This window comes from Sporocytophaga myxococcoides DSM 11118, assembly GCF_000426725.1.
Classification (GTDB): domain Bacteria; phylum Bacteroidota; class Bacteroidia; order Cytophagales; family Cytophagaceae; genus Sporocytophaga; species Sporocytophaga myxococcoides.
Window position 1 is genome coordinate 386,051 of record NZ_AUFX01000005.1, and the last position, 24,662, is coordinate 410,712.

14 protein-coding genes are annotated in these 24,662 nt (G+C 37.1%); all 14 read left to right on the forward strand.

What is annotated here, in order from left to right:
- Positions 1–185: 185 nt before the first annotated feature.
- Positions 186–3,305: a SusC/RagA family TonB-linked outer membrane protein gene (locus tag K350_RS0107660; protein WP_028979407.1), complete on the forward strand. Its 3,120-nt coding sequence runs from the start codon at positions 186–188 to the stop codon at positions 3,303–3,305.
- Between the two features lie 32 nt (positions 3,306–3,337).
- A complete protein-coding gene (locus tag K350_RS0107665; RefSeq protein WP_028979408.1) occupies positions 3,338–4,882 on the forward strand; it encodes a RagB/SusD family nutrient uptake outer membrane protein in 1,545 nt (514 codons plus the stop codon).
- 40 nt (positions 4,883–4,922) lie between these two features.
- Positions 4,923–7,262 (forward strand): arylsulfatase, encoded by a 2,340-nt coding sequence (locus K350_RS27870; RefSeq protein WP_037574519.1) that lies wholly within the window; start codon positions 4,923–4,925, stop codon positions 7,260–7,262.
- Positions 7,263–7,281: 19 nt separating this feature from the next.
- The gene (locus K350_RS0107675) at positions 7,282–9,729 is read left to right on the forward strand and encodes a TonB-dependent receptor (protein WP_081670939.1); all 2,448 of its coding nucleotides are present in this window, start codon (positions 7,282–7,284) and stop codon (positions 9,727–9,729) included.
- A gap of 17 nt (positions 9,730–9,746) precedes the next feature.
- A complete protein-coding gene (locus K350_RS0107680; protein ID WP_028979410.1) occupies positions 9,747–10,490 on the forward strand; it encodes a thioredoxin domain-containing protein in 744 nt (247 codons plus the stop codon).
- A gap of 43 nt (positions 10,491–10,533) precedes the next feature.
- Complete coding sequence (locus tag K350_RS27875; protein WP_051312956.1) at positions 10,534–12,906, forward strand: arylsulfatase; 2,373 nt, start codon at positions 10,534–10,536, stop codon at positions 12,904–12,906.
- A 140-nt stretch (positions 12,907–13,046) separates the two neighbouring features.
- Positions 13,047–14,510, forward strand: a complete 1,464-nt coding sequence (locus K350_RS0107690) for a sulfatase (RefSeq protein ID WP_245598570.1) — start codon at positions 13,047–13,049, stop codon at positions 14,508–14,510.
- A 10-nt stretch (positions 14,511–14,520) separates the two neighbouring features.
- The gene (locus tag K350_RS27880) at positions 14,521–15,300 is read left to right on the forward strand and encodes a 3-keto-alpha-glucoside-1,2-lyase-like domain-containing protein (protein ID WP_051312957.1); all 780 of its coding nucleotides are present in this window, start codon (positions 14,521–14,523) and stop codon (positions 15,298–15,300) included.
- Between the two features lie 16 nt (positions 15,301–15,316).
- On the forward strand, positions 15,317–16,882 hold the full coding sequence (locus tag K350_RS27885; RefSeq protein WP_051312958.1) for a sulfatase family protein: 1,566 nt from the start codon (positions 15,317–15,319) through the stop codon (positions 16,880–16,882).
- Positions 16,883–17,236: 354 nt separating this feature from the next.
- Positions 17,237–18,274 carry a formylglycine-generating enzyme family protein gene (locus K350_RS0107705; RefSeq protein WP_156026965.1) on the forward strand — a complete coding sequence of 346 codons (1,038 nt, stop codon included), beginning with the start codon at positions 17,237–17,239 and terminating at the stop codon, positions 18,272–18,274.
- An 18-nt stretch (positions 18,275–18,292) separates the two neighbouring features.
- The gene (locus K350_RS27890) at positions 18,293–19,723 is read left to right on the forward strand and encodes a sulfatase family protein (RefSeq protein ID WP_051312959.1); all 1,431 of its coding nucleotides are present in this window, start codon (positions 18,293–18,295) and stop codon (positions 19,721–19,723) included.
- Between the two features lie 230 nt (positions 19,724–19,953).
- A complete protein-coding gene (locus K350_RS0107715; protein WP_028979413.1) occupies positions 19,954–21,348 on the forward strand; it encodes a sulfatase in 1,395 nt (464 codons plus the stop codon).
- 20 nt (positions 21,349–21,368) lie between these two features.
- Entirely contained in the window at positions 21,369–22,838 is a 1,470-nt protein-coding gene (locus tag K350_RS27895) for a sulfatase-like hydrolase/transferase (RefSeq protein WP_051312960.1), read from the forward strand.
- 212 nt (positions 22,839–23,050) lie between these two features.
- Positions 23,051–24,655, forward strand: a complete 1,605-nt coding sequence (locus K350_RS27900; protein WP_051312961.1) for a sulfatase-like hydrolase/transferase — start codon at positions 23,051–23,053, stop codon at positions 24,653–24,655.
- The last annotated feature ends 7 nt before the right edge of the window (positions 24,656–24,662 follow it).

Below are 24,662 nucleotides of genomic sequence, written 5' to 3' on the forward strand. Positions count from 1 at the left end.
AATTGACTCCATATCAAAATGAAAAATCTATTTTTTCCCTTAGAAATAATAGATTTTTCATTTTTAGTGGTAAGGTTTTCAAATAGGTAAACTTACCAATTGTCAATGCTATTAAGTTATTTATATTTGTATACCTATCCGATAGACTTTATATAATAAAGAATTAATTATTAAAAAACAGCCGAATGAAAAAACGCTATACCACTTTTAATTTAAAGTATCTATTATTAGCCTTCTCCTTAATCCTGATAGCACAGGGTGTAGCGGTAGCGCAAACAGTAATTAAAGGACGAGTTGTGGATGATAAAACTGCAGAGCCTGCAGTGGGAGCCGTAATTCAGATTAAGGGAACTAAAGAAGGTACTATTACAGACATAGATGGAAATTATGAATTAAAGACTGAGCATTCTTATCCATTTACGTTGGTGCTTCAATATTCTGGTTATGAACCCAAAGAAGTTGAAATTTATGAGGCACCTGAAGAAGATTTAAATATCCAATTAAAGAGTCGTCAATTACTTAACGAAGTAGTGGTGGTAGGTTACGGAACACAAAAGAGAAGTGATTTGACAGGGTCTGTTGCTACTGTTCCTGTTGAAAGCCTCAAACAACCTGTTAGTTCTGTAGAGCGTCTGTTGCAAGGATCAGTTGCAGGTGTTCAGGTAACTCAGTCTACCGGACAGCCAGGAGGTGGAACTTCAGTCCAGATACGAGGGAACAACTCAATTACTGCAGGTACAGAACCTCTCTATGTTATCGATGGTTTCCCAATCTATAATGACAATGCCAGTAACGATGCAGGTGTAACCAATGGATCCAAGATAAATCCTTTATCAACTATTAATACTTCAGATATTGAATCCATTGATGTGCTTAAAGATGCTTCTGCTACTGCCATATATGGTTCAAGAGGAGCAAATGGTGTTGTAATTGTAACAACAAAAAAAGGAAGCTATAATAATTCTTCTATCAACTATGACGGATATGTAGGAGTACAAAGTGTAGTAAGAACAATTCCTTTGATGAATGCTAAAGAATGGGGTGCATTGAGAAATGATGCTTTGGTGAATTCAGGTAAGTCTCCTCAGTATTCTGCAGCCCAACTAGACAGTTTGGGTGAAGGTACAGACTGGCAAGACGCAGCCTTCAGAAAGGCTATCATTCATAATCACAATCTTTCTGTGCTTACTGGTAATGATAAAACAAGAGTTGCAATTTCAGGTAACTATTTTAAACAGGATGGTGTCTTAATAAACACAGACTTTGAAAGATACTCCGGAAGGTTAAACCTTGATCATGAATATAGCAACAGATTAAGAATCGGTTCATATATCACAGCAAGCCAGATTTCATCCAATGTTGCGCCTCAGGCTGTTGTTCCTGCTTTATTATTGATGTCTCCAGCTGTTCCTATCTATAATTCAGATGGTTCATTCGTATTAAGAAATCTTTTTGAAGGTGTATACGGAAACCCGATTAACACACTTAAGAACCAGATAAATGAAACTAAAACGGGACGTTTCCTTGGTAACGTTTCAGCGGAATATAAGATCTTTGAAGGTCTTTCTTTTAAAGTACTTGCAGGTGCCGATGTACTTGATAACAAACAAAACAGATATTTACCAGCAAGTGTATATGAAGGCTCTGGTTTTGGTGGATTAGCTCAGGTTGGATCTATATTCTCCACAAACTGGTTGAATGAAAATACTTTAAACTATACAAGGAAGTTTAGAAATGCACATAACCTTAATGTTCTTGCTGGTTTTACTCAGCAGCAATCAGAAACTAAGGGATCTGTTTCCGGATCAAGTGGATATGCAACTGATGCATTTGAATATAACAATCAGCAGGCAGGTAATGTAACATCCATCAATGCAAGTGGATTTGCACCATCACCTTCTTCATTTGCAAGCGCATGGGCTTTGAGATCGTTTCTGGGAAGGGTTAATTATGGTTTTAAAGATAGATATTTATTGACAGTATCTCTGAGAGCGGATGGTTCTTCTAAGTTTGCTCCAGGACATAAATGGGGATATTTCCCATCTGCTGCTATTGCATGGAATGCAAGCAATGAGGAGTTCCTTTCACAGGTTAAAAATCTTGGACATTTGAAATTCAGATTGAGCGCTGGACTTATTGGTAACCAACAGATCCCAGCATATCAATCATTTTCGCAGTTATCATACTTCAGATATAACTTTGGAAATAACACAGTTTCTGGTTTTGCACCAAACTCAATTGCTAACCCAAATCTGACTTGGGAAAAAACTGCCCAGTATGATTTGGGAGCTGACCTTGGCATATTAAAAAACAGAGTTGTAATAGCTGCTGATATCTATTATAAAAAGACAACAGATCTATTGTTGAACGTACCTCTTCCATCCACATCAGGACTTTGGAATATTGTAGTAGTAAATGGATCACTTTCTACACCTAATCCTCAAGTGTATCAAAACTATGGTGCTGTAGAAAATAAAGGTTTTGAACTTGCTGTTTCTACAAAAAATCTGGTAGGTAAATTCCAGTGGAGCACAAGTCTAGTCTATGCTGTAAACAGAAACAAAGTATTAAGTTTAGGTAATGGAATTGATCAGATCATTCCTAATAGTGCGTTACCTTCTATTGCAGCAGTTGGAAAGCCAATCGGGTCTTTTATTGTTTATCAGACTGACGGTGTAATACCTGTAGGTACATCTCCAGATAAAGCATTGACACCTGCTGCTAACAAGAATCCTGGTGGTCAGCAATATAAAGATATCAATGGTGATGGAAAAATTACTCAGTCTGGTGACAGAGTGATTATTTCTAACCAACCTAAGTTTATTGCTGGTTTGACCAACAACTTCAGTTATCGCAATTTTGACTTAAGTATATTTTTACAAACATCTTACGGAAACAAGCTATATAATCAAAACAGAGCAACTCTTGAACTTGGTACAGGCTATACTGGTGCTTCTACAACTCTTTTGAACAGATGGACTCCAACAAATACCAATACAGACGTTCATAGTGCATATCAGGACCCTGCTGCTACAATATCTGACAGATTTATAGAAGATGCTTCTTATATAAGACTTAAGAATCTGACATTCGGATATACATTCCCTGAGAGTCTTGTAAATAAGGCGAAGATTAAGAACATCAGAGTGTATGTGTCATTACAGAACTATCTGACATTGACAAAATATACAGGTTATGATCCTGAGGTTAGCAGTAACGGTCAGTCTGCTATTGATCAGGGGGTAGACAATGGTGCTTATCCGAATAGTAAGACATTCCTCGGAGGCCTTTCATTCTCCTTTTAATAATCAGAATACCAATTAAAATCACCAACGAAATGAAGAAGTCGATATATATATTATTAGGATTTGCAATAACTGTTTTTTCCTGTGCTAAACTGGAAGAGGAACCAGAGTCCTTTATGGCTGCCAATGATTATTATAAAACTCAGGCAGATGCCATCACCGCAGTAAACTCTATTTATTTCCTTTTGAACGCAGGAGGTAACGCTGTTCAGACTCCATACAATACTTTGTTTAATACAGGTATGAACTTTATGGGTGATGATGAAAATCCGGGACCCGGAGCAACTAATCCGGATGTAAGATCTCAATCTGTTCTTGGTCATGCATCTACAGGACTACGTGTTTTGCAGATCTGGCAACAACATTATTCTGGTATCAAAAAAGCAAATATTGCTATTGAAAAGATTCCAGGAATTGATTTTGGATCAAATACTAAGCTCAGAGAAAGACTTATAGGAGAAGCTAAGTTCCTCAGAGCTCTGTATTATTTCAACCTTGTAAGACTTTATGGCGGAGTACCTTTGATATTGAAGGATCTTGCTACTCTTGAAGAAGCACATTCACAACCTAAAAGAAATACGGTTGAAGAAGTCTATGCACAGATTGAAAAAGATCTTATAGAAGCTGCAACTGTCCTTGATCCAACAGCTGGAGGAGCTGATGCCGGGCGGGCGACAGCGGGGGCTGCAAAAGCTCTGTTGGCAAAAGTTTATCTGACTGAAAGGAAGTGGGAAAGTGCTATCGCTAAAGCTAACGAAGTTATCAATGGCCCTTATGGCTATAACCTTGTTCAGAACTATGCAGAAGTTTTCCTTCCGGTTTATAAAAATGGTCCGGAGCATATTTTCTCAGCTCAGTTTAAATCTGTTTCTCAGGGGCAGGGAAATAACCAGGCTCCAAGATCAGTGCTAACAGGTATTCCGGGAATTGTAGGTTCTTATGCAGATCAGGTAGTGTTTTATTCTGTTCCTGATGCAACTAAACCAGGAGGAGTAGATAAGTTTTTCAGTGTATATAAACTATACTCTAAAAAGGATAAGAGACGTGATGTGACCTTTGTAACAAGGTTCAAAAGTCCTACCAACGGAAAGTTTTATGGCAAGTTAAATGATCCTGCTATCCCTGGTGACTCTGTTCCATTCTTTAACAAATATTGGGATCCTGCAAGTATTTCAAATCTTTCGGAGTCCGGTGCCAATGTACCTATCATAAGATTCTCAGAAGTTCTGCTGATTCTTGCTGAAGCTGAAAATGAATTGAATGGACCATCTGGTATTGCATATACCAATATCAATAAGGTTAGGAAAAGAGCTGGATTGGATAACCTGACTGAAGGCTTAGGACAGCATCAATTTAGAGACTCACTTTATCTTGAAAGAAGACTTGAATTTGTTTTTGAATATCAGAGATGGTTTGATCTTATTAGAGAAAGAGATGCAGCGGGTAATGGAATTCTTGAATCCAGCATGAGAAAAGTTGGGAAGAACAATGTTGCTCCGAAACATTATTTGTTCCCAATTCCTCAGCAGGAGATTGATCTTAATCCAAATCTTGAACAAAATCCTGGATGGTTGTAGTAGACCCACAATTCATAATACATAGCCTTAAACTATAAAGATGAAAAAGAAATTCTTGGAGCATAATACTAAATCTGTAATCAAGCCTGTATTGTCAGGCTTGATTATTAATTTACTGATACCTGTTATTTCCTTTGCTCAACATGATCCTGTAAAGCCATTTACAGGTAAAATCGGAAATACACTCGAAGGTACGAAGCAGGTTTGGCCTGAAAGAGTGAAGGCTCCTAAGGGTGCTCCTAATGTAGTATGGATACTCCTCGATGATGTAGGCTTTGGTGCTACATCAGCTTTTGGTGGACTTATTGAAACTCCTACCTTTGAATATCTTGCCAGTAATGGTTTAAGATATACAAACTTTCACACTACTGGCTTATGTAGTCCAACAAGAGCTTCTTTACTGACCGGCAGAAACTCTCATTCTGTAGGAATGGGACATCATGCTGAACTAGGAATCGGAACACCAGGATACAATGGTGATATTCCTTTTGAAGCAGGAACTGTTGCAGAGATCTTTAAAGAAAATGGTTACAATACATTTGCGCTTGGAAAATGGCACGGACAGGTTTCTAAAGATCAAACTGTTTCAGGCCCATTTAACAGATGGCCTACGGGCAGAGGATTTGAGCATTTCTATGGTTTTCTTGGTGGTGCAACAGACCAATGGCATCCAACTCTTGTAGAAGAGAATAATTTTATAGATATAGAGCCTAATACCAAACATCTGAATCAGCTTTTGGCAGATAAGGCGATAGCATATATTGCAAATCAAAAATCGGCCAATCCTGATAAACCATTCTTTCTTTACTTAGCTCCGGGAGCAACTCATTCACCTCACCAGGTAGCCAAAGAATGGAGTGATAAATACAAAGGCAAGTTTGATAAAGGCTGGGATGCATATCGTGAAGCTGTATATAAAAGACAAAAAGATTTAGGCTATATTTCTAAAAATGCAACCTTACCTCCAAGACAAAATGGAATCAAAGCCTGGAATTCTTTAACTCCTGAAGAACAAAAGGTATTCGCTCGTTTTATTGAGGTTTATGCAGGATTTTTATCTTATACTGATTATGAAATCGGACGAGTAGTAAATTACCTGAAGCAGATAGACCAGCTTGATAACACTGCTATATTTCTTGTAATTGGTGACAATGGAGGAAGCAAAGAAGGTACATATACTGGAACACTTGGGACTGCTGATAAATCAAAAGGAGATGATATATCTTTTCTTTCAGCCAGCATGGATAAAATAGGAACAGAGCTTACTTCGCCTAATTATCCATTAGGTTGGTCACAGGCAATGAATACTCCATTCAGATATTGGAAAAGCGATGCCAATTCCGAAGGAGGGACACACAATCCTTTGATAGTACATTATCCTAAAGGTATCAAGGGAAAAGGTGTTATCAGGCCTCAGTATGGGCATGTAACTGATATTCTTCCTACCACTATTGAACTGGCAGGAATTAAAGTACCTGAAGTGATCAATGGTTATAAACAATTACCATTTCATGGGACCGCCTTTAATCATACTTTTGAAAATGATCAGGCTGATACCAAACATACTGTACAGTATTTTGAATTACATGGTGGAAGATCCATTTATAAAGATGGATGGAAAGCTTCTGTATATCATCCAAGAAATACATTTGGCGAAAGCGGCAATACAGACCCTAACTTTAGTCCTCGTCCTTTTTCTGAAGATAAATGGGAACTCTATAACCTTATAGATGACCCTACTGAAATAAAAGATCTTGCAGCTAAATATCCTGATAAGCTTAATGAATTGAAAGCATTGTTTGATGCGGAAGCAAGAAAAAATAATGTATACCCATTACGAGACTATAGAGCTGGTGTACCAGAGCCAGAAGTGAGAAAGAAATCTGTGATTTTTCAGGGAACAACTGACAAAACAAAAGTGAATATAGGTAAGGAAGCATTGCAGATTACAGTGAGTGTGGAAATACCAAATGAAGTACCACAAGGTGTTGTGTTTGCTAGCGGCGGTTTTACTGGAGGAAATGCACTTTACTTCCTGAATGGAAAACTTCATTATACTTTAAATGACGGAGTAAAAGAAATCACTTTAATATCTGAAAAACAGCTGCCTCCTGGAAAAGCTACTATCAGAATTGAATATCCTGATCTTACCTCAGTTTCAGTTTATATAAATAATGAAAAGGTGGGAAGTCAGAATTTCAAATCAAGGAATAGTTATCTCAGCTCTGCTTCAGGTGAAGGAATCAGCGTGGGAAAGGATCTCAATGTCCCTGTAACGAAAAATTATAAAGCACCTGCACCATTTAATGGCTTGGTTTCAAAGATTGTCATTGATCAGGCTGTCGAAGAAGTTTCTGCAAATGAAGAAAAGGACAAATAATCAAAATAGAAATTTATTGATGAATTATAGAATTTTGTTGCTTTTGATTCTTACCTTCTGGGCTGCTGACATATATGGTCAATCAGCCATTAAGGGAAGAATCATTGATTCATTAAACAGCAAACCCGTAGAGTTTTGTAATGCTACTATTTATAATAGCGCTGGTAATGCATTGTTGGATGGTCGGCTAACAGATAGCACCGGCTTATTTGAATTTAAAAATCTTAAGGCAGGACTTTATTATATTAAAATTGAGTCGATCGGATTTAAATCTAAAACTATTCAAAATGTCTCAGTTGATAAGTCTACAGCAACTAATCTTGGAGATATTTTAATTGAAGAAGATGAAGCTTCTCTAAAAGAAATTATAGTTAACGGTCAACAGCAAAATCCTTTCAAACAGGTTTACAAAGCAAATCAGTTTGAAGCTGCAAAAGGAGGAACTGCTATTGATGTTTTAAAGAACATGCCTTCCATAAGTGTTAATGCAGAAGGCGATATAAGGCTAAGAGGTTCCTTAGGTTTTTTGATTCTTGTTAATGAAAAACCTGTTCAAAGCGATTTGAAAACAGTGTTAAGCCAAATTCCTGCTAATGCAATTGAGAACATAGAAATAATAACATCTCCTTCTGCTAAATATGATGCAGATGGTAAAGCTGGCATTATCAACATCACTACCAAAAAAGGCATGGATGATGGAATATCTTTCACTACCAATATTCAATACGGATTACCAAGTGTAAATGATTTTTCCAATAAAGAGAAACCTACCAGATATGGAATCGATGGAACTTTAAACTACAAAAAAGGAAAATGGGATTTGTCTGTGGGGGGAAGTTATCAGGAGAATGATATTGCAGGAAGGAGAGAAGGTGATGTAAATACCACCATTGATAATAGATACACATACTTTCCATCTGTGGGAGAAAGAAGTTTCCAAAGATCTAATTATTCAGCAAGAGCATTGGTTGCTTATTCCCTTAATGAAAATAATTCATTTAATGTGGGCTTTTATACAGGCCAAAAGGTACAATACAGAAGAGCAGATATTACCTATCATAACACTAAATGGGATGTTAATACGGAACAGCCCTTAAGCAGTATTGATTATTTTAATTCAAACCTTGTAAAGAAACAAGGGAATTTCTCTCTGGCAAATATTGATTACTCTCATAAGTTTAAGAATAAGTCAGTATTGACTTTTTCAGGACTTTATGAGTACGCTGTTCTTGACGGCTATACAAAGAATCTTAATACCGGAATCAATAATCATGCTGATACATTGGATTATGTTCTTAATACAGGAAACAGTCCAATCAGTGGTTTAAGAGGAAAAGTTGATTATAGCATCAATATCGGAAAAGGTAAACTGGAGTCAGGCTATCAGGCAAGATTTCAAAGACAAACAGGAGCTTACCTTTATAAAAATGCAATACTTGGAACTGGTCAGTATAGTGTAGTACCTGAATTCAGTGCTGATATAAAAGTGCTCAATTACATCCATAGCTTATATACTCAATATTCGGGTAAGACTGATAAGTTAAGTTATGTTGCCGGACTTCGTTATGAGTATTCTTTTCGTGAATTTAATGCCGATAAAATCACAGAACCTTATAAGCTAGACTTGTCAAGCTTATTTCCTTCCCTTAATCTAGTTTATGCTCTTAATACCAGTTTAAGAGCAAAGGGAGGTTTTAGTCGAAGAGTACAACGATCCACCAGTAATGAGTTGAACCCATATCCTGAGCGAGAGCACTCTGAAACTCTTGAACAAGGAGATCCTAGAATCCTTCCTGAGTTTGTAAATCTATCTGAGATTGGCCTTGTAAAGGATTTGAAGAATGCAGGCTCAGTATTTATTACTGTTTATAATCAGGATATAAAGAATGTTGTAAACAGGGTAAATAGCGCATACAATGATACTATTCTGAACAGGATTTATACCAACGCCGGAAGAGCCTATTTATGGGGCATAGAAAGTGGGATAAATATTAAGCCAGTAAAGTGGTGGTCAGCATATCTGAGTGGGAATATCTACAATTACAGGATAAAAGGAAAGCTATTTAGTAATACTGTGGAGGTGAGAAATTCAGCGATTGCTTACTCTATCAATACTAATCACAATTTTCAGTTTAGTAAAACCGTGTCTTTGCAGTTTAATTTAAACTATTTATCAGAAAGACCTACGGCGCAGGGCGAAGATTCAAGATTCATAAGTCCGAATCTGTCATTAAAAAAAACTTTTCTGGAAGGCAGGCTTTCAGCTTCATTACAATGGCAAAATATTGGCCTTGGTGCTATCAAGTCTAATGAACAGAGGATAACTACAAGAGGAGTTAATTTCTATACAACAACTAATTACATACAGGAAAAAGATGTATTTCTGATCAACATCAGTTATAGTCTTTCTCAAGCATCTAAGAAGGTGAAGTTACCTTCAAGTGAATTTGGAGAAAAAGAATTTTAACACATAAAATATAAGCTATGAAAAACAAGATCAGATTAGTACTCACATTTGCGATTGCCATTTTATCCTTAGGTTATTTAAATGCTCAGGACAACAAGAAAGATCAAAGTCTTACGCTGGCTGAATTTGAGAGTAAGCTTTATAAAGAGGGCGCAAAAGCTCAGATTATTGATGCTCGTTCACTTGAAGAGTACCAGCAAAATCACTTAGTTGGAGCAATCAGTCTGAATGCATCTGATGATGCTGAGTTTCAGAAGCAGGTAGTTCGATTAAAAAAAGATAAGCCTGTTTTTGTTTATTCAATTGGAAATGGAAGAAGTAATGCACTTAAAAAGAAACTTCAAGCAAATGGATTTTCAGAAGTGTATGAATTGCCGGGAGGCTTTAGCAACTGGGTAGGTTCCGGGAAGAAAGTGGTTAGTAGCACATCTAATGGACTTACTCTAGATGAATATAAAAAACTGATTAAATCGGATAATCTTGTACTTGTTGATATAGGATCAAAATATTGCGGAGCATGTAAAAGGCTTGCACCTATTGTAGATTCTGTTGCCGGAAATCATCCTAAAGATCTTAAAGTAGTTAAAATAGAGTTTTTTGAAAATAAACAACTTGGTGTGGATCTCAATATAAATTCTTTACCGACTTTGATTTTATATAAAGATGATAAAATAGTTTGGCAAAAAAATGGAGTATCTTCTAAAGATCAGATAGAGAAAGAGATCCTTTCGGCTCAAACTAAATCAGCTTCTCTGAAATAAGAAGGATCTGATAATTGTTTTAATAATTTAACTATAGTATTAAATGAGTAACCACCTTAAAACGAAAGGAGCTGCATTATTTGCAACTCTTTTTTTATCTCTGCCTTCTTTTGCTCAATACAGCCCGGAACAGAAGTTTGAAGGAGAGATAGGGAAGACTATATCAGAGTCAGTACCATACAAAATTCAATTTAATAAAAAAGCTTCACCAGATGCGCCTAATATAGTATGGATCTTAATTGACGATGCAGGATTCGGAGCTACAACGCCTTTCGGAGGTTTGGTTGAAACTCCCAATATTGAAAGGATTGCCAATAACGGTCTGAGATTTACTAATTTTCACACTACTGCAATTTGTTCTCCAACAAGAGCTGCATTGCTTACCGGTAGAAATCATCACTCAGTGCATGTTGGTTTGTTAACACCTGCAGCAGTTGACTTTCCAGGCTATGATACGCGTATCCCATTTGAGAAAGCTACAGTAGCTGAAATACTTAGAGAGAATGGATACAATACTTTTGCTTTAGGTAAATGGCATTTGACACCTGTTGTTGAAAATTCTCAGGCTGGTCCATTTAACAGGTGGCCTACTGGTAGAGGTTTTGATCACTTTTATGGATTTCACCCTGGAGCTACTGATCAGTGGCATCCTGAGCTTTGGGAAGATCAGACAAAGCTTAGTATAGAGCCCAATACCAAGCATTTAAATGAGTTGTTGGCAGATAAAGCAATTAAATACATTGCTAATCAGAAGTCATCAAATCCTGAAAAACCTTTCTTCCTTTATTTAGCAACTGGTGCTACGCATTCTCCGCATCAGGTTGCTAAAGAGTGGATAGATAAATATAAAGGCAAGTTTGATCTTGGATGGGACGAGTATAGAAAGGTAGTAATTGAAAGACAAAAGAAACTAGGCATCATTCCTGCCAACACTGTTCTACCTGACCGTAATCCTAATGTAAAGGCCTGGAAAGAATTGTCTGAAAAAGAGAAGAAAGCTTTTGCTCATTTCATGGAAGTGTATGCGGCATTTTATTCTTATACTGATTATGAAATAGGTAGAATAGTCAACTACCTGGAACAAATAGATCAGTTAGATAATACTTTGATAGCAATAGTACTGGGAGATAACGGAGCCAGCAAAGGTGGAACTCAGACAGGAACTGTCAATTCTCAAATCAATAGATTGAAAGGTGAAGAACATATTGATGCTATATTAAATGCCCGTGATATTATTGGTACTGATGAATCAAGTACTGACTATCCTATCGGCTGGGCAATGGCTGCGAACACTCCTTTCAGATATTGGAAGGCAGATGCTAATACTGAAGGAGGTACACGTAATCCCCTTATCATTTCTTATCCGAAAGTTATTAAAGATAAAGGTGGTATCAGGCATCAGTACGGGCATGTTATTGATGTATTGCCTACGACCTTAGAGTTAGCGAAAGCAGAAGTTCCAGAGGTGATAAACGGTTACAGGCAGAAAGCTGTAGAAGGTGTGAGTCTTGCATATTCTGTTGAAAATGCTAAAGCTGCTTCTCGTCATACTGTTCAATATTATGAAATTGCCGGATCCAGATCTATATACAAAGATGGCTGGAAAGCCGGTGCTCATCATGAGATAGGACAGACAATTGATATAGGTGAAGGTGCTGATGCTTCAGGACGTAAAGTTGATTTTAGTAAAGATGTTTGGGAATTGTATAATCTGAACGAAGATTTTAATGAGAGAATCAATCTAGCCTCGAAATATCCTGAAAAGTTAAAGGAATTACAGGCTCTGTTTGATGAAGAAGCGAAGAAATACAATGTATTCCCTTTAAAAGATTTTACAGTACATAACATGCCTGCAGGCAGAAGTATATATGGGAAATCATCTGTAGTTACCTTGTATCCTGGAGTTGACCATCTTGTAGGGGTTAGCAATCCTTTATATGAAGGTAAATCATTCAGTGTTAAAGCTGAGGTTGAATTGGTAACAGGTAAAGAAGAAGGAGTTTTATTTTCTCTTGGAGGTGAAAAAGCTGGTATAAGCCTTTTCATAAAAGAAGGTAAGGTGCAGTTTGCACATAAATCTCTCAGCCAGACAATCCACCTTGTTTCGGATAAACCTCTTCCAAAAGGAAAATCAGTTTTCAGATTTGATTACAATCTTAATGGAGTAGATGCTAACGGAAACGCTGGAACAGAAGCTCTTTATATCAATAATGAAAAAATTTCTGAAAGAAGTTTTACTAAAAAAGAAGCAGCAGTTTTTGCCGGAAGTAAAGTTGATGGTACTGATGTCGGAAGAGATTTGATTGCTGCAGTATCAGACAGATATCAAGTGCCATTTGAGTTTAATGGAAAGTTGAAAAAGGTTGTCATTGAATTTGTGCAGAAGGATAAGATAACGATTAGTGAAGATAAATAATAATAAGCTTTAAGTTGAAAGCTTAAAGTTCAAAGTACACCGTTCCCGTGGGAGTTGTGTGTCAGCATAGGGTTTCTGTCCTATCTTGAGTGATGCGAAAGAAAAATATTTTGAATTAACTAAACTCTCTAATCTTAAATATGAAATTTAAAAGAGTATTACCACCACATTCAATGATCAAAAGGATTCTTCTTGTGGTTATAAGCACATTTATTCTCGGAACTGTCTCAGCAACTGCTCCTCCAGATAAAACCAAAGCAAATAAAAAATATAATGTTCTATTCATAGCGGTTGATGATCTTAATAATGATTTAGGTTGTTATGGAAACACTTTTGTAAAGTCTCCTAATATCGACAGGCTTGCAGCAAGGGGTGTTAGATTCGATAAAGCTTATACCCAATTTCCTCTATGCAGTCCAAGCAGGTCGTCTTTGCTTACTGGAACAAGGCCTGATGTAACAGGTATCTATGAATTACAAACACATTTCCGTAAAAATCTTCCAGATGTTGTCACTCTGCCTCAATTATTTAAAAATAATAATTATTTCAGTGCACGTGTAGGAAAGATATATCATTATGGAGTGCCGAATCAGATAGGAACAAATGGACTTGATGATTCTATCTCATGGACCATAAGGGTTAATCCGATTGGCAGAGATAAAGCTGAAGAAGCATTGATAAAAAATCTTACACCAGACAGACACTTAGGAAGTGCTTTGTGCTGGAGGGCGACTGAAGGAACAGATGAAGAACAAACAGATGGTTTAATTGCAACTGAGGCTATTAAAATCATGGAAGAAAAAAAGAATGAACCTTTCTTTCTTGCTGTAGGATTTTTCAGACCGCACACTCCATATGTTGCACCTCAAAAGTACTTTGATTTGTATGATGAGAACAAAGTGCCTTTAGCTAAAGAAAAAGAAAATGATCTTGCGGATGTTCCGGAAGCTGCTTTATTTACCAAGCCTTCTCATTGGGGACTTGATGAGCAAAAGAGAAGAGAAGCCCAAAAGGCGTATTACGCAACTGTATCATTTATGGATGCTCAGGTTGGAAGACTTCTTGATGCATTGGATCGGTTGAAATTATCTGAAAATACCATTATCGTTTTATGGAGTGATCATGGTTATAATCTTGGTCAGCATGGCCAGTGGATGAAGCAAAGTCTTTTCGAAAACTCAGCAAGAGTTCCATTAATCATATCTGTTCCAGGGCAAGGAGGGAAAGCTTCAGCAAGAACAGTAGAGCTTCTGGATATCTATCCTACACTTGCAGAATTATGCGGACTTCCTGCTCCGAAATACCTACAGGGAAAGAGTCTTACAGCATTGTTAAAGAACCCTGCCGCAGCTTGGGATAAACCAGCTTTCACTCAGGTTAAAAGAAAAGACTTTATGGGAAGAAGTATCTGTACAGAAAAATGGAGGTATACAGAGTGGGATGAAGGTAAAGCCGGTATTGAGCTATATGATCATCAGAAAGATAAAGATGAATTTACAAATCTTGCGAATGACCCTAAATATTCTGAAACGGTAAAGGAGCTTTCAGCCAGATTAAAGAAAAATTATGCAGCCAATACATCTGAAGTAATCATAAAAGAATAATTCAATAAAGATGAAAAATACGAAGACCACCATTGTTGCGGGCATTGGTCTGCTTGCATTAATTTTTGCATTCAAAAATATTCCTGATCAAAAGGAATCAAAAGTAGCTTCAAAACAGAAACCTCAAAAAGCGACAGGTCAAAGTGCTTGTGAGGCAAAGAATGGAAGAGCTGCCTTGCTTGCTCATAAGGTTACATCATCAAAGTATGATTTAGGAAGTCTTTTGTCTAAAGGTGGACTAGTACCTGTTAATAGGGAAGTAGTTTCATCTGAAGATAAAAGTCACAGTGCTGTAAAGATCAAAGAGAAGGAAGGTGAAGGGGTAGTTTGGATAAAAGGAGTTAAATTTTCAAAAGGCACTATAGATGTGGATCTTAAAGGTAAAGACGTTTTACAGAAGAGCTTTATCGGAATTGCATTTCATGGAGCGGATGACAAAACTTTTGATGGTATTTATTTCAGACCTTTTAATTTTAAAACTCCTGATTCTGTTCGGCATATTCATGCAGTTCAATATATAAGTCACCCAGATTTCCCATGGAAAAAACTAAGAGATGAAAAGAATGGACAATATGAAAAAGCCGTCACACCTGAGCCGGATCCTAATAACTGGTTTCATGCCAGAATCGAAGTGGGAGATAAAGAGGTAAAGGTATATGTAAATAATGCGACTAAATCTTCTTTGGTGGTAAATAAATTGAATGACAGAAAAACAGGAACGATAGGTTTATGGACTGGTGAAGGTTCCGGAGGAGAATTTGCTAATCTGACCATTACTTCAAATGATTAATTATTAAGAGTAAAAAATGATTAAAAAAGTCATATTATTTAATGTATTTATTTTCCGGGTATTGCTGGCATCAGCAGTACCCGGAATGCTTATATCCGGAGCAGATTCAACTCTTGGAGAGAGTTCAGAAAAGAAAGCAAAATTAAATGTTTTATTGATAACAGCTGATGACCTTGACAGGAATTCTCTGGGCTGTTATGGATCTTCAGTAAAAGACATTTCTCCTAATATAGATAAGTTTGCAGAGAGAGCGCTTCGATTTAATCATGCCTTTGTAAATGCTGCTATATGTGTACCAAGTCGCGGTGTCCTTGCTACCGGGCTATATGGCCATAATAGCGGTGTTAATGGTTTTGTGAAGATGAAGGATGGCTCATCAATTCCTTTATTGATGGAGCTTTTAAGAAATGATGGTTACTACTTAGGAATACTAGGTAAAGTAGGTCATTCGACTCCCAAGAGAGATTTTAAATGGGACTATGAAAAGGATCAGCATGAATTGGGCGATGGGCGCAGTCCTCAATTGTATTATGAGAGGATCAAGGAATTTTTAACATTAAGTAAGAATAGTGAAAAGCCATTTTACCTGATGGTAAACTCTCATGATCCTCACAGACCTTATCATGTTCCGACTGAGGAATTAAAGAATGGAGCAGAGAAACCATCTAGAATTTATTCACCTGATGAAATTCAGGTTCCAGGCTTTGTTACGGATCTCCCGCAAGTACGTACAGAGATAAGCTATTATTATAATTCTGTAAAAAGACTGGATGATACTTTTGGTAAGACTATTCAGGCACTTGAAGAGTCTGGTTTAGCCGAAAATACCTTGATCCTGTTTGTTTCTGACAATGGTATTGCCATTCCTTTTGCAAAAGCAAATACTTATCATGCAAGTAACAGAACTCCATTTATAATATCGTGGCCTGGAGTAACTAAAAAAGGTAGTGTTAATAGTAAAGATTTTATTTCAACCATTGATTATTTACCTACAGTACTTGAAGCGGTTAATATTCCTCAATCACAAAAGACAGAAGGACGTTCTCTTGTCCCTTTGCTTAAAGGGACAAGTCAACTAGGCAGAGATAAAGTCTATACCCAGATTGATTATAAGAATGGAGGAGGTCCAACTCCTATGCGAGCAATTCAGACAAAGCAGTATAGCTACATATTTAATGCATGGGCTGATGGAGAGCGTGTTTATGCTAATAACAATGAAGGATTGACTATGAAGGCTATGGAAGCAGCTGCAGGAACTAATGCTGCGGCCGCTGAAAGAGTTAATACATTTCGAATACGTGTACCTGAGGAATTTTATGACCTTGAAAAGGATCCTAATTGTTTAAAAAATCTTGTTAATGATCCCAAAGTTCAGAAAGATCTTGAAGTATATAGAAAAGATCTTGAGGGATGGATGACAAAAACAAATGACCCCTTAATAAGCGTGTACCTGAAGAGATCCTCTAAAGATAAGATGGTAGCTGAGTTTTATAAAGTATACCCGGAAGCTCAGGCTTTTGATGTTTCCAAGCCCAACTACAGTGGTAAAAAGGGAAAAGGAAAAGTTAAAGAAGATGAATAGCATTTCACAGATAATTCTAACTCTACTTTATTATAAGTACAAAGTCATGAATCTGAGAGGGAGAGTTTTAATAATGGTGTAACTCTCTGTGTATCTCTGTGGCTTCTCCGTGTTTCTTTGTGTAATTAATAATCGTGTCCTTGAATAAACTTTCAGTTAAACAAATTTAGGTGTATTGTAACCAACTATATTGTTTTTTACTTGGAAACTTAAAGTCTACTAATTTACTTTGTCTATAGAACTACTAGAGTATATAATGTTGTAAACTAATTATCTGTTTTCTAGCGTGTTGTAGTTTGTGGTAATTTATCCGAAAAGCAACATTCCTTTTATGAATCACCAAATATTATTATAATGAATACATACAGAACCATACTTCCCTTTTTACTCCTCCTTCTATTTTCTGCTTGCCAGAATGGTAATACACAAAAGAAAGATGTTCAGATCGAGCAACAAAAATCCTCTCAGATAAAGGCTGAATCAAAAATGGTTTGGATACCTGGAGGTAAGTTTAATATGGGCTCTGATAACCCTGATTTTCCTGATGCTCAGCCTTTGCATGAAGTAACAGTAGATGGATTTTACATGGACGAACATGAAGTTACAAATGCTGAGTTTGCAAAGTTTGTCGAAGCCACACATTATGTAACTGTTGCTGAACAACCTTTAAATCCCAAAGATTATCCTGGTGTTCCTTCTGATCAGCTGGTTCCAGGATCAGCAGTATTTACGCCTCCAAACGGACAAGTACACCTGGATGATGCATTGCAGTGGTGGACATATGTTCACGGTGCAACCTGGAATCATCCTTTCGGTCCATCATCTTCTATTAAAGGAAAGGAAAATGAACCTGTTGTTCATGTTTGCTATGAAGATGCTGTAGCATATGCAAAATGGGCAGGAAAGAGACTACCAACTGAAGCAGAGTGGGAATTCGCAGCACAAGGAGGAAAAGGTAATAATAAATTTTATTGGGGTAATGAATTAAAACCAAATGGAAAATGGAAAGCCAATATTTATCAAGGAAGCTTTCCTGATAACAATACCCTTGAAGATGGCTATGCCGGTGTCGCACCAGTGAAGACTTTTCCTGCAAATCCATATGGTTTATATGACATGGAGGGAAATGTTTGGGAGTGGTGCAGTGATTACTATCGCCCTGATTATTTTGGAAAGAGTCCTAAAGTAAATCCTAAAGGACCTGAGGATAGCTTTGATCCTGATGAACCAACAGCAGTTAAACGTGTTCAAAAAGGAGGTTCATTTCTATGCAGTGATCAGTATTGCATAAGATATAAAAGCGGTAGCAGAGGCAAAGGAGAGATTACAAGTGCTTCTAATAATCTTGGCTTCAGATGCGTGAAAGATAAGACTGCAGCAGATAAAAATTAATCAATTAGTTTGTTAAATATGAGTAGAGTTAATATAGGCTTAATTTTTACAATTTTAAGTTTATTATCAAATGCCCTATTTGCAGGGCCTGGAAAAAAGGAAAAGCAAAATCAACCAAACATATTATTCATTTTATCAGATGACCATAGCGTACCTTTCCTGGGATGCTATGGTTATCCAATAAAAACTCCTAACCTGGATAAACTTGCCAAAGAAGGTATACTATATAAAAGGGCTAATACAACAGCACCTCAATGTGTACTTTCAAGAGCAGCGATCATGACTGGAAGATCCACACTCGATATTCGTATGACGCGCTTTACTGCACCATTATCTGCAGATTTTGTTTCATATCCTGAATTATTAAGAAAGGGTGGTTATTACACAGGTATATCCGGAAGAAACTTTCATTTAAATGGAGCAAGAAATACAGCAGTATCAGATGAAGTGTTTGATAAATATAACCTGGAGACTTTTAAGAATCGTGTTGATTATTTAAAGACTACGGGAAATATTGATAGTATTTATTATCAGTATAATGACTTTCTTAATAAAGTTCCTAAAGGAAAGCCATTTTTTCTTCAGCTGGGCTATACAGATCCTCACAGAATTTTTAATGCTAAAGAGTTCGAACCAGATCCCGATACTATTAAAGTGCCTGAAGGATGGCCTGATACCAAGCTGTTAAGGAAAGACTTCGCCGGATACCTTGGAGAAATTCAGCGTCTTGATCACGAAGTAGGAAAAGTTTTTGAAGAACTAAAAAGGAGAGGACTGGATAAGAAGACATTGGTTGTATTTATGGGGGACAACGGTGGAGCACTTGTCAGGGGGAAAGGTACATTGTACAATACAGGTTTAAATATTCCTTTGATCATGCGTCATCCTGACCTTATTAAACCAGGACAGGTAAGCAATATCTTAGTGTCAGGTGAAGATATTGCTCCGACTATCTTACAAGTTGCAGGCATTGCAGCACCAAAAGAATTTACTGGAGTGAGTGTTGCTCCTTCATTCCAAGGCAAGCCTTTCCAGGCACATGAATACATTTATGCTGTTAGAGGTGCTCATGGTTCAGGCCTTCCGACTAATACTGCCCACTTCGACCTTGGCAGGACAATCATTTCTGATAGATATAAATTGATCTACAATGCATTATGGCAATTGCCTTATTATCCTGTAGATTTCTCCGGTCAGCCTTTCTGGCTTGAGCTTCAGCAACTTCATAATGAAGGGAAGCTGGAAGAAAAATGGGATAAACTTTTATTCTCAGAGAGGAGATCAATGTTTGAGCTTTTTGATGAGCAGGCTGATCCGAATGAGTTCAACAATCTGGCAGGAAAGCCTGAGTATAAAGAAATCGAAGAAAAACTTAAAGGCAAACTTCAGGAGTGGATGATCCTTAATGAAGATTATCTTCCTCTGCCAGTAGCACCGAGACCTAAATAAGTTGTAAGTTATAAGTAGTAAGTTTTAAGTTAAAAGGAGAGCATAAAACTAATTCGTAGAGACGCCATGTGGCGTCTCCCTGTCCATCAAGCAGGTATTTAATGTATATGATGTTTCCAAGCCTAGAAGGGTATTTTATGTTAGCATAGGTAGCCTTATGTTTTAAAGCATAGAAGGAAATATTTAATAATAATTTTATAAAATATTATCATAGATACAATAATCACATAATGAGTTTGAGTACATTAAAGAAAGCGATTGTTTTTGTTATCGCAATAGTATCAATTTTTAATCACAATATAAGTCAGGCACAGACTGCTCGTAAGTATAACGTATTGTTCATTGCTGTGGATGATATGAATGATTGGATAGGGCCGTTTGGAGGTTATAAAGGAATTATTACGCCCAACCTGGATAAGCTGGCCAAATCAGGAGTGAGATTTGAAAAAGCATATTGTTCTGCTCCGGCTTGTAATCCTTCCAGAGCTAGTTTACTTACAGGGGTTCGACCTGCTACTTCAGGTGTCTATCACAATGATCAGCCATGGAGGCCAGTATTAAAAGATGCAGTGACCCTTCCTCAGTATTTTACAGCGAATGGTTATGAAGTGGAAGCAGGTGGGAAAATTTATCATAACAGTTATAATGATGATGCTTCATGGCCGATATATCATGGTGTTCCCAAAGATCCGGAGCCGGCTTCAACACCTGTCAACGGGAAATCAAATTTTGACTGGAGTCCTGTGAATGTTAAGGATGAAGATATGGGTGATTATAAAACTGTTTCCAAAGGAATTGATTTTCTTGAGAGAAATCATGACAAGCCTTTCTTTCTGGCAATAGGTTTTACAAGACCTCACCTACCATGGTATGTTCCTCAAAAGTATTTTGATTTATATCCATTGGATAAAATTACTTTGCCTCCTGTTACAAAAAATGATTTGTCTGATGTCCCTGCGGCAGGAGTGAAGATAGCAAAGCCGGAAGGGGATCATAAGTTTATAGTTGAATCTGATCAATGGAAAAAAGCAATTCAGGGTTATCTCGCAAGCAATACTTTTGCCGATGGCCAAATAGGCAGGTTAGTAGATGCTCTGAATAAGAGTAAGTATAAAGATAATACGATTATCGTACTTTTTGGTGATCATGGATGGCACTTGGGAGAGAAGGAACATTGGAGGAAGTTTGCTCTTTGGGAAGAAGCTACAAGGGTTCCATTTATTATCATAGCTCCAGGTATTACAAAAGCTAATACTGCAGTTAACCGAACTGTAAGCTTAATGGACATTTATCCTACATTAATAGACCTATGTAAATTGCCCGCAAAATCAGGTTTGGAAGGGAATAGCATAGTGCCTCTGCTAAAGAATCCTGAATCATCATGGAATCATCCTTCTGTTACTACACATGGCTTGGGAAATCATTCTGTACGAAATGAGAGATATAGATATATCGTTTATGAAGACGGCGCAGAGGAATTATATGATCATGATACGGATCCTCAGGAGTGGAAGAATCTTGCCAATGATCCGAAGTATGCAAGTGTTAAAAAGGAACTGATAGTTTTTTTGCCAAAGATTAATGCTCCCAATGCACCTAGGCACAAAGGCGGAGGGAAGGAATAATTAGTTTTAAAAATAATAAAATGAAAAAGATATACTTATTTTCACTCCTGGCGCTCAACCTGACTTTTGGAAAGGCTAATGCACAGTCAAATGTAAAGAGTACTAAACCCAATATCATCTTTATTTATACAGATGATCAAAGATATGATGCTTTAAGTGTTGTTCAGGATGAACAAGGCGCTAAAGCTCGTTTTCCATGGTTTAAAACACCCAACTTAGATAGAATTGCGAATGAAGGCGTGCGTTTTAGAAATGCATTTGTAATCAATTCTCTGTGTTCTCCAAGCAGATCTGCACTACTCACAGGAAGGTATAACCATTTAAATGGAATCGCCAATAATCATACAAACTTCAAAGATACTCTGGAAACATATCCGGTATTGTTGCAGAAGGTTGGTTATAAAACAGCATTTTTTGGTAAATGGCATATGGGAAAAGAAACAGGCAAGAGACCTGGATTTGATTACTCTGTAAGCTTCATTGGACAGGGACAATATTTCGATTGTCCTCTTGAAGTAAATGGTGTTAGCAAACCTACAGTAGGTTGGGTTGATGATGTAACAACAGACTTTGCTCTTGATTTTATTAAAGGAAATAAAGAAAAATCATTTGCACTAGTACTCGCTTATAAGTCTGGCCATGGACCTTTTCAGCCTCCTGTAAGACATACCAATACTTATGCAGATGTTGAATTGATAAAGCCAGCCAATGAACATTTAGAGACTCCATATAAAAACAAGATTGAGTCGAAAAGAAAAAATACGAACATTACTCAGAACAAGAGTACATCATGGACAGATAATAATGAGAAGACAATCAGAGGATACTTCGGGTCTTTAAAAGGTATTGATGAAAATGTAGGAAGAATCCTTAATATCTTGGATTCATTGAAGCTAACCGAGAATACTGTTGTAATCTTTTCAAGTGATAATGGCTTTTTCTTCGGAGAGCATGGATTAGGAGATAAACGTGCTGCTTATGAAGAATCTATGAGAATTCCTCTTCTGGTTCGCTACCCGGCAAGGTTTCCTAAAGGCAAGACAATTGATAAACTAGTGTTGAATCTTGATCAACCTCCGTCTATTCTTGAGTTAGCAGGTGTCAGCGCTCCTAAATCTTATCAGGGAAAGAGCTGGGTATCGCTTATAGAAAATAAAGCTAAAGACTGGAGAACATCTTTTCTTTATGAATACTTCTATGAAGATGGTACTACAACTCCAACAATCAAAGCTGTTCGCACAGAGACAAGCAAGCTTATTGTTTATCCTGGGCAGGATGATTGGACAGAGCTGTTTGATCTGACTAAAGATCCAACAGAATCAGATAATCTTATTAATAAAAAAGAAGCATCAAAGCTTAAAGAACAGCTTCAGCAAGAGTTATCAAGACAGGAGAAGGCCTCTGGTTATGTAATACCAACTTATGCAGATGAAAGACCTCTGGATAAGGATGGTAAGTATATTCCTCCAAAACCAATGGACGTGCAATAGGGGAGTTATAAGTTTTAAGTCGTAAGTTTTAAGTTAAAAGCTAAAGGCTTAAAGTGAAATAATTGTAGGCTCCCCCTTGTAGAGACGCCATGCATGGCGTCTCTCTATCCACAAGGCAGGGTTTGTTGATGTATAAAGTCTTCTCAGAAAGACTTTGATTCGGGTTATATGTCACCATTTCATTTTTGGAAACTTAAAAATCAACCAATTATATGAGCAAAAGAATATGGTTAATTTCGGCCGGTTTAGTGCTGGCTGGCGGTGCAATTATTTTTAGTTCTCTGAACAATAGTGAAGAAATTAAAGAAGAAACGATTGAAAAGGTTGCTGTTACAAAACCTAATATTGTCTTCATCTTTGCAGATGACTTCGGGCAGAATGTTCCATCTGTTAATGGCAATAAATATATTCAGACACCGAATATAGATGCTATAGCCAATGAAGGTGTCAGGTTTAAGCAAAACTATGTTACAGCACCAATCTGCTGTGCATCACGTGCTGCTTTACTAACAGGTAGATATCAGCAACGTTTTGGTTCCGAGTTCCACCTGCATTATCCATCATTTTCAGCTTATACTGCTGACAGTGTCAAATATGTTAAAAGTTTACTTGAGCAGAACATAGCTCCTGATGAAAAAACTCAAGGCGTTCCTTCAACAGAAATCAATTATGCAGAATTGTTGAAGAAGAATGGTTATACAACAGGTATTATAGGTAAATGGCATGCCGGATTTTATGATGGATACAGACCTCATCAGAGAGGATTTGATTATAGCTGGGGCTGGTATGGTGGTTCTACACTTTACTACACAGATGAAAATGATCTTGAAAAAGTAACCTTTAAGAATAAGGAAGGCTATCATCATTATGAATCAAAGACCAATAAGTATCAGTGGAAGAGGGATCCTATCGCTACAGGTATTTTTAAGAATGGAGAACTTGTAGACGAGAAAGAATACCAAACTTCTGCCATAGCAAGAGAAGCAGTTAATTTTATTGATAAAAATAAAGACAAGCCATTTTTTCTTTATGTTCCCTTCGGTGCAATACATACTCCCTTGCAGGCTGTAAAACAAGAGTATGATAAATTGACAAATATAAAAGATGAACAGCAGCGTATTTTGCTTGCTATGACTGTAAGTCTTGATCAGGCAGTAGGAAGAATCCTTGATAAATTAAAGCAGGAAGGACTGGATTCTAATACCATCATAGTGTTTTCCGGTGATAATGGTTCAACTTATCACAGGCTGAATCACAATGTTGCTAAGGAAGGTATTACATTGTATGATGGAAGTTATGAAAACATAAATTATCCTTTGAAAGGTGGAAAATTAACGCACTATGAAGGTGGTATACGCACTCCTCTCTTTATAAAATGGCCTGGAAAGATTAAAGCAGGTTCTGTCTATGAGGCTCCAGTAAGTACATTGGATTTATTCCCGACTTTTGCAGCTGCCACAGCTACAAAGTTACCGCCAGACAGAAGTTATGACGGAGTTGATCTATTGCCATATATAACAGGAACAAATAAGAGCAAGCCACATGAGACTTTATACTGGAGAAATGGTTTTGTAAAGACGATCAGAAAAGGTGATTATAAATTACTTGTAAATGAAAATGACAAGACTGTGTTTTTATATGATCTTAAAAATGATCCATATGAAAAAGAGGATCTTTCTTCGAAATTACCTCAAAAGATAGAAGAGCTGAAAAAAGATTATCTGGCTTGGGAAAAAGGATTAGGCCAGCCAAGATGGAAATCTCCTAAGATAACTAAGATTATTGTTGAAGGAAGCCCAGTATCTTTCCAACCATAGCTATATT

Coding starts and splice junctions, on each gene's coding strand:
- K350_RS0107660 (WP_028979407.1), top strand. CDS start 186: ATGAAAAAACGCTATACCACTTTTAATTTAAAGTATCTATTATTAGCC.
- K350_RS0107665 (WP_028979408.1), top strand. CDS start 3,338: ATGAAGAAGTCGATATATATATTATTAGGATTTGCAATAACTGTTTTT.
- K350_RS27870 (WP_037574519.1), top strand. CDS start 4,923: ATGAAAAAGAAATTCTTGGAGCATAATACTAAATCTGTAATCAAGCCT.
- K350_RS0107675 (WP_081670939.1), top strand. CDS start 7,282: ATGAATTATAGAATTTTGTTGCTTTTGATTCTTACCTTCTGGGCTGCT.
- K350_RS0107680 (WP_028979410.1), top strand. CDS start 9,747: ATGAAAAACAAGATCAGATTAGTACTCACATTTGCGATTGCCATTTTA.
- K350_RS27875 (WP_051312956.1), top strand. CDS start 10,534: ATGAGTAACCACCTTAAAACGAAAGGAGCTGCATTATTTGCAACTCTT.
- K350_RS0107690 (WP_245598570.1), top strand. CDS start 13,047: ATGAAATTTAAAAGAGTATTACCACCACATTCAATGATCAAAAGGATT.
- K350_RS27880 (WP_051312957.1), top strand. CDS start 14,521: ATGAAAAATACGAAGACCACCATTGTTGCGGGCATTGGTCTGCTTGCA.
- K350_RS27885 (WP_051312958.1), top strand. CDS start 15,317: ATGATTAAAAAAGTCATATTATTTAATGTATTTATTTTCCGGGTATTG.
- K350_RS0107705 (WP_156026965.1), top strand. CDS start 17,237: ATGAATACATACAGAACCATACTTCCCTTTTTACTCCTCCTTCTATTT.
- K350_RS27890 (WP_051312959.1), top strand. CDS start 18,293: ATGAGTAGAGTTAATATAGGCTTAATTTTTACAATTTTAAGTTTATTA.
- K350_RS0107715 (WP_028979413.1), top strand. CDS start 19,954: ATGAGTTTGAGTACATTAAAGAAAGCGATTGTTTTTGTTATCGCAATA.
- K350_RS27895 (WP_051312960.1), top strand. CDS start 21,369: ATGAAAAAGATATACTTATTTTCACTCCTGGCGCTCAACCTGACTTTT.
- K350_RS27900 (WP_051312961.1), top strand. CDS start 23,051: ATGAGCAAAAGAATATGGTTAATTTCGGCCGGTTTAGTGCTGGCTGGC.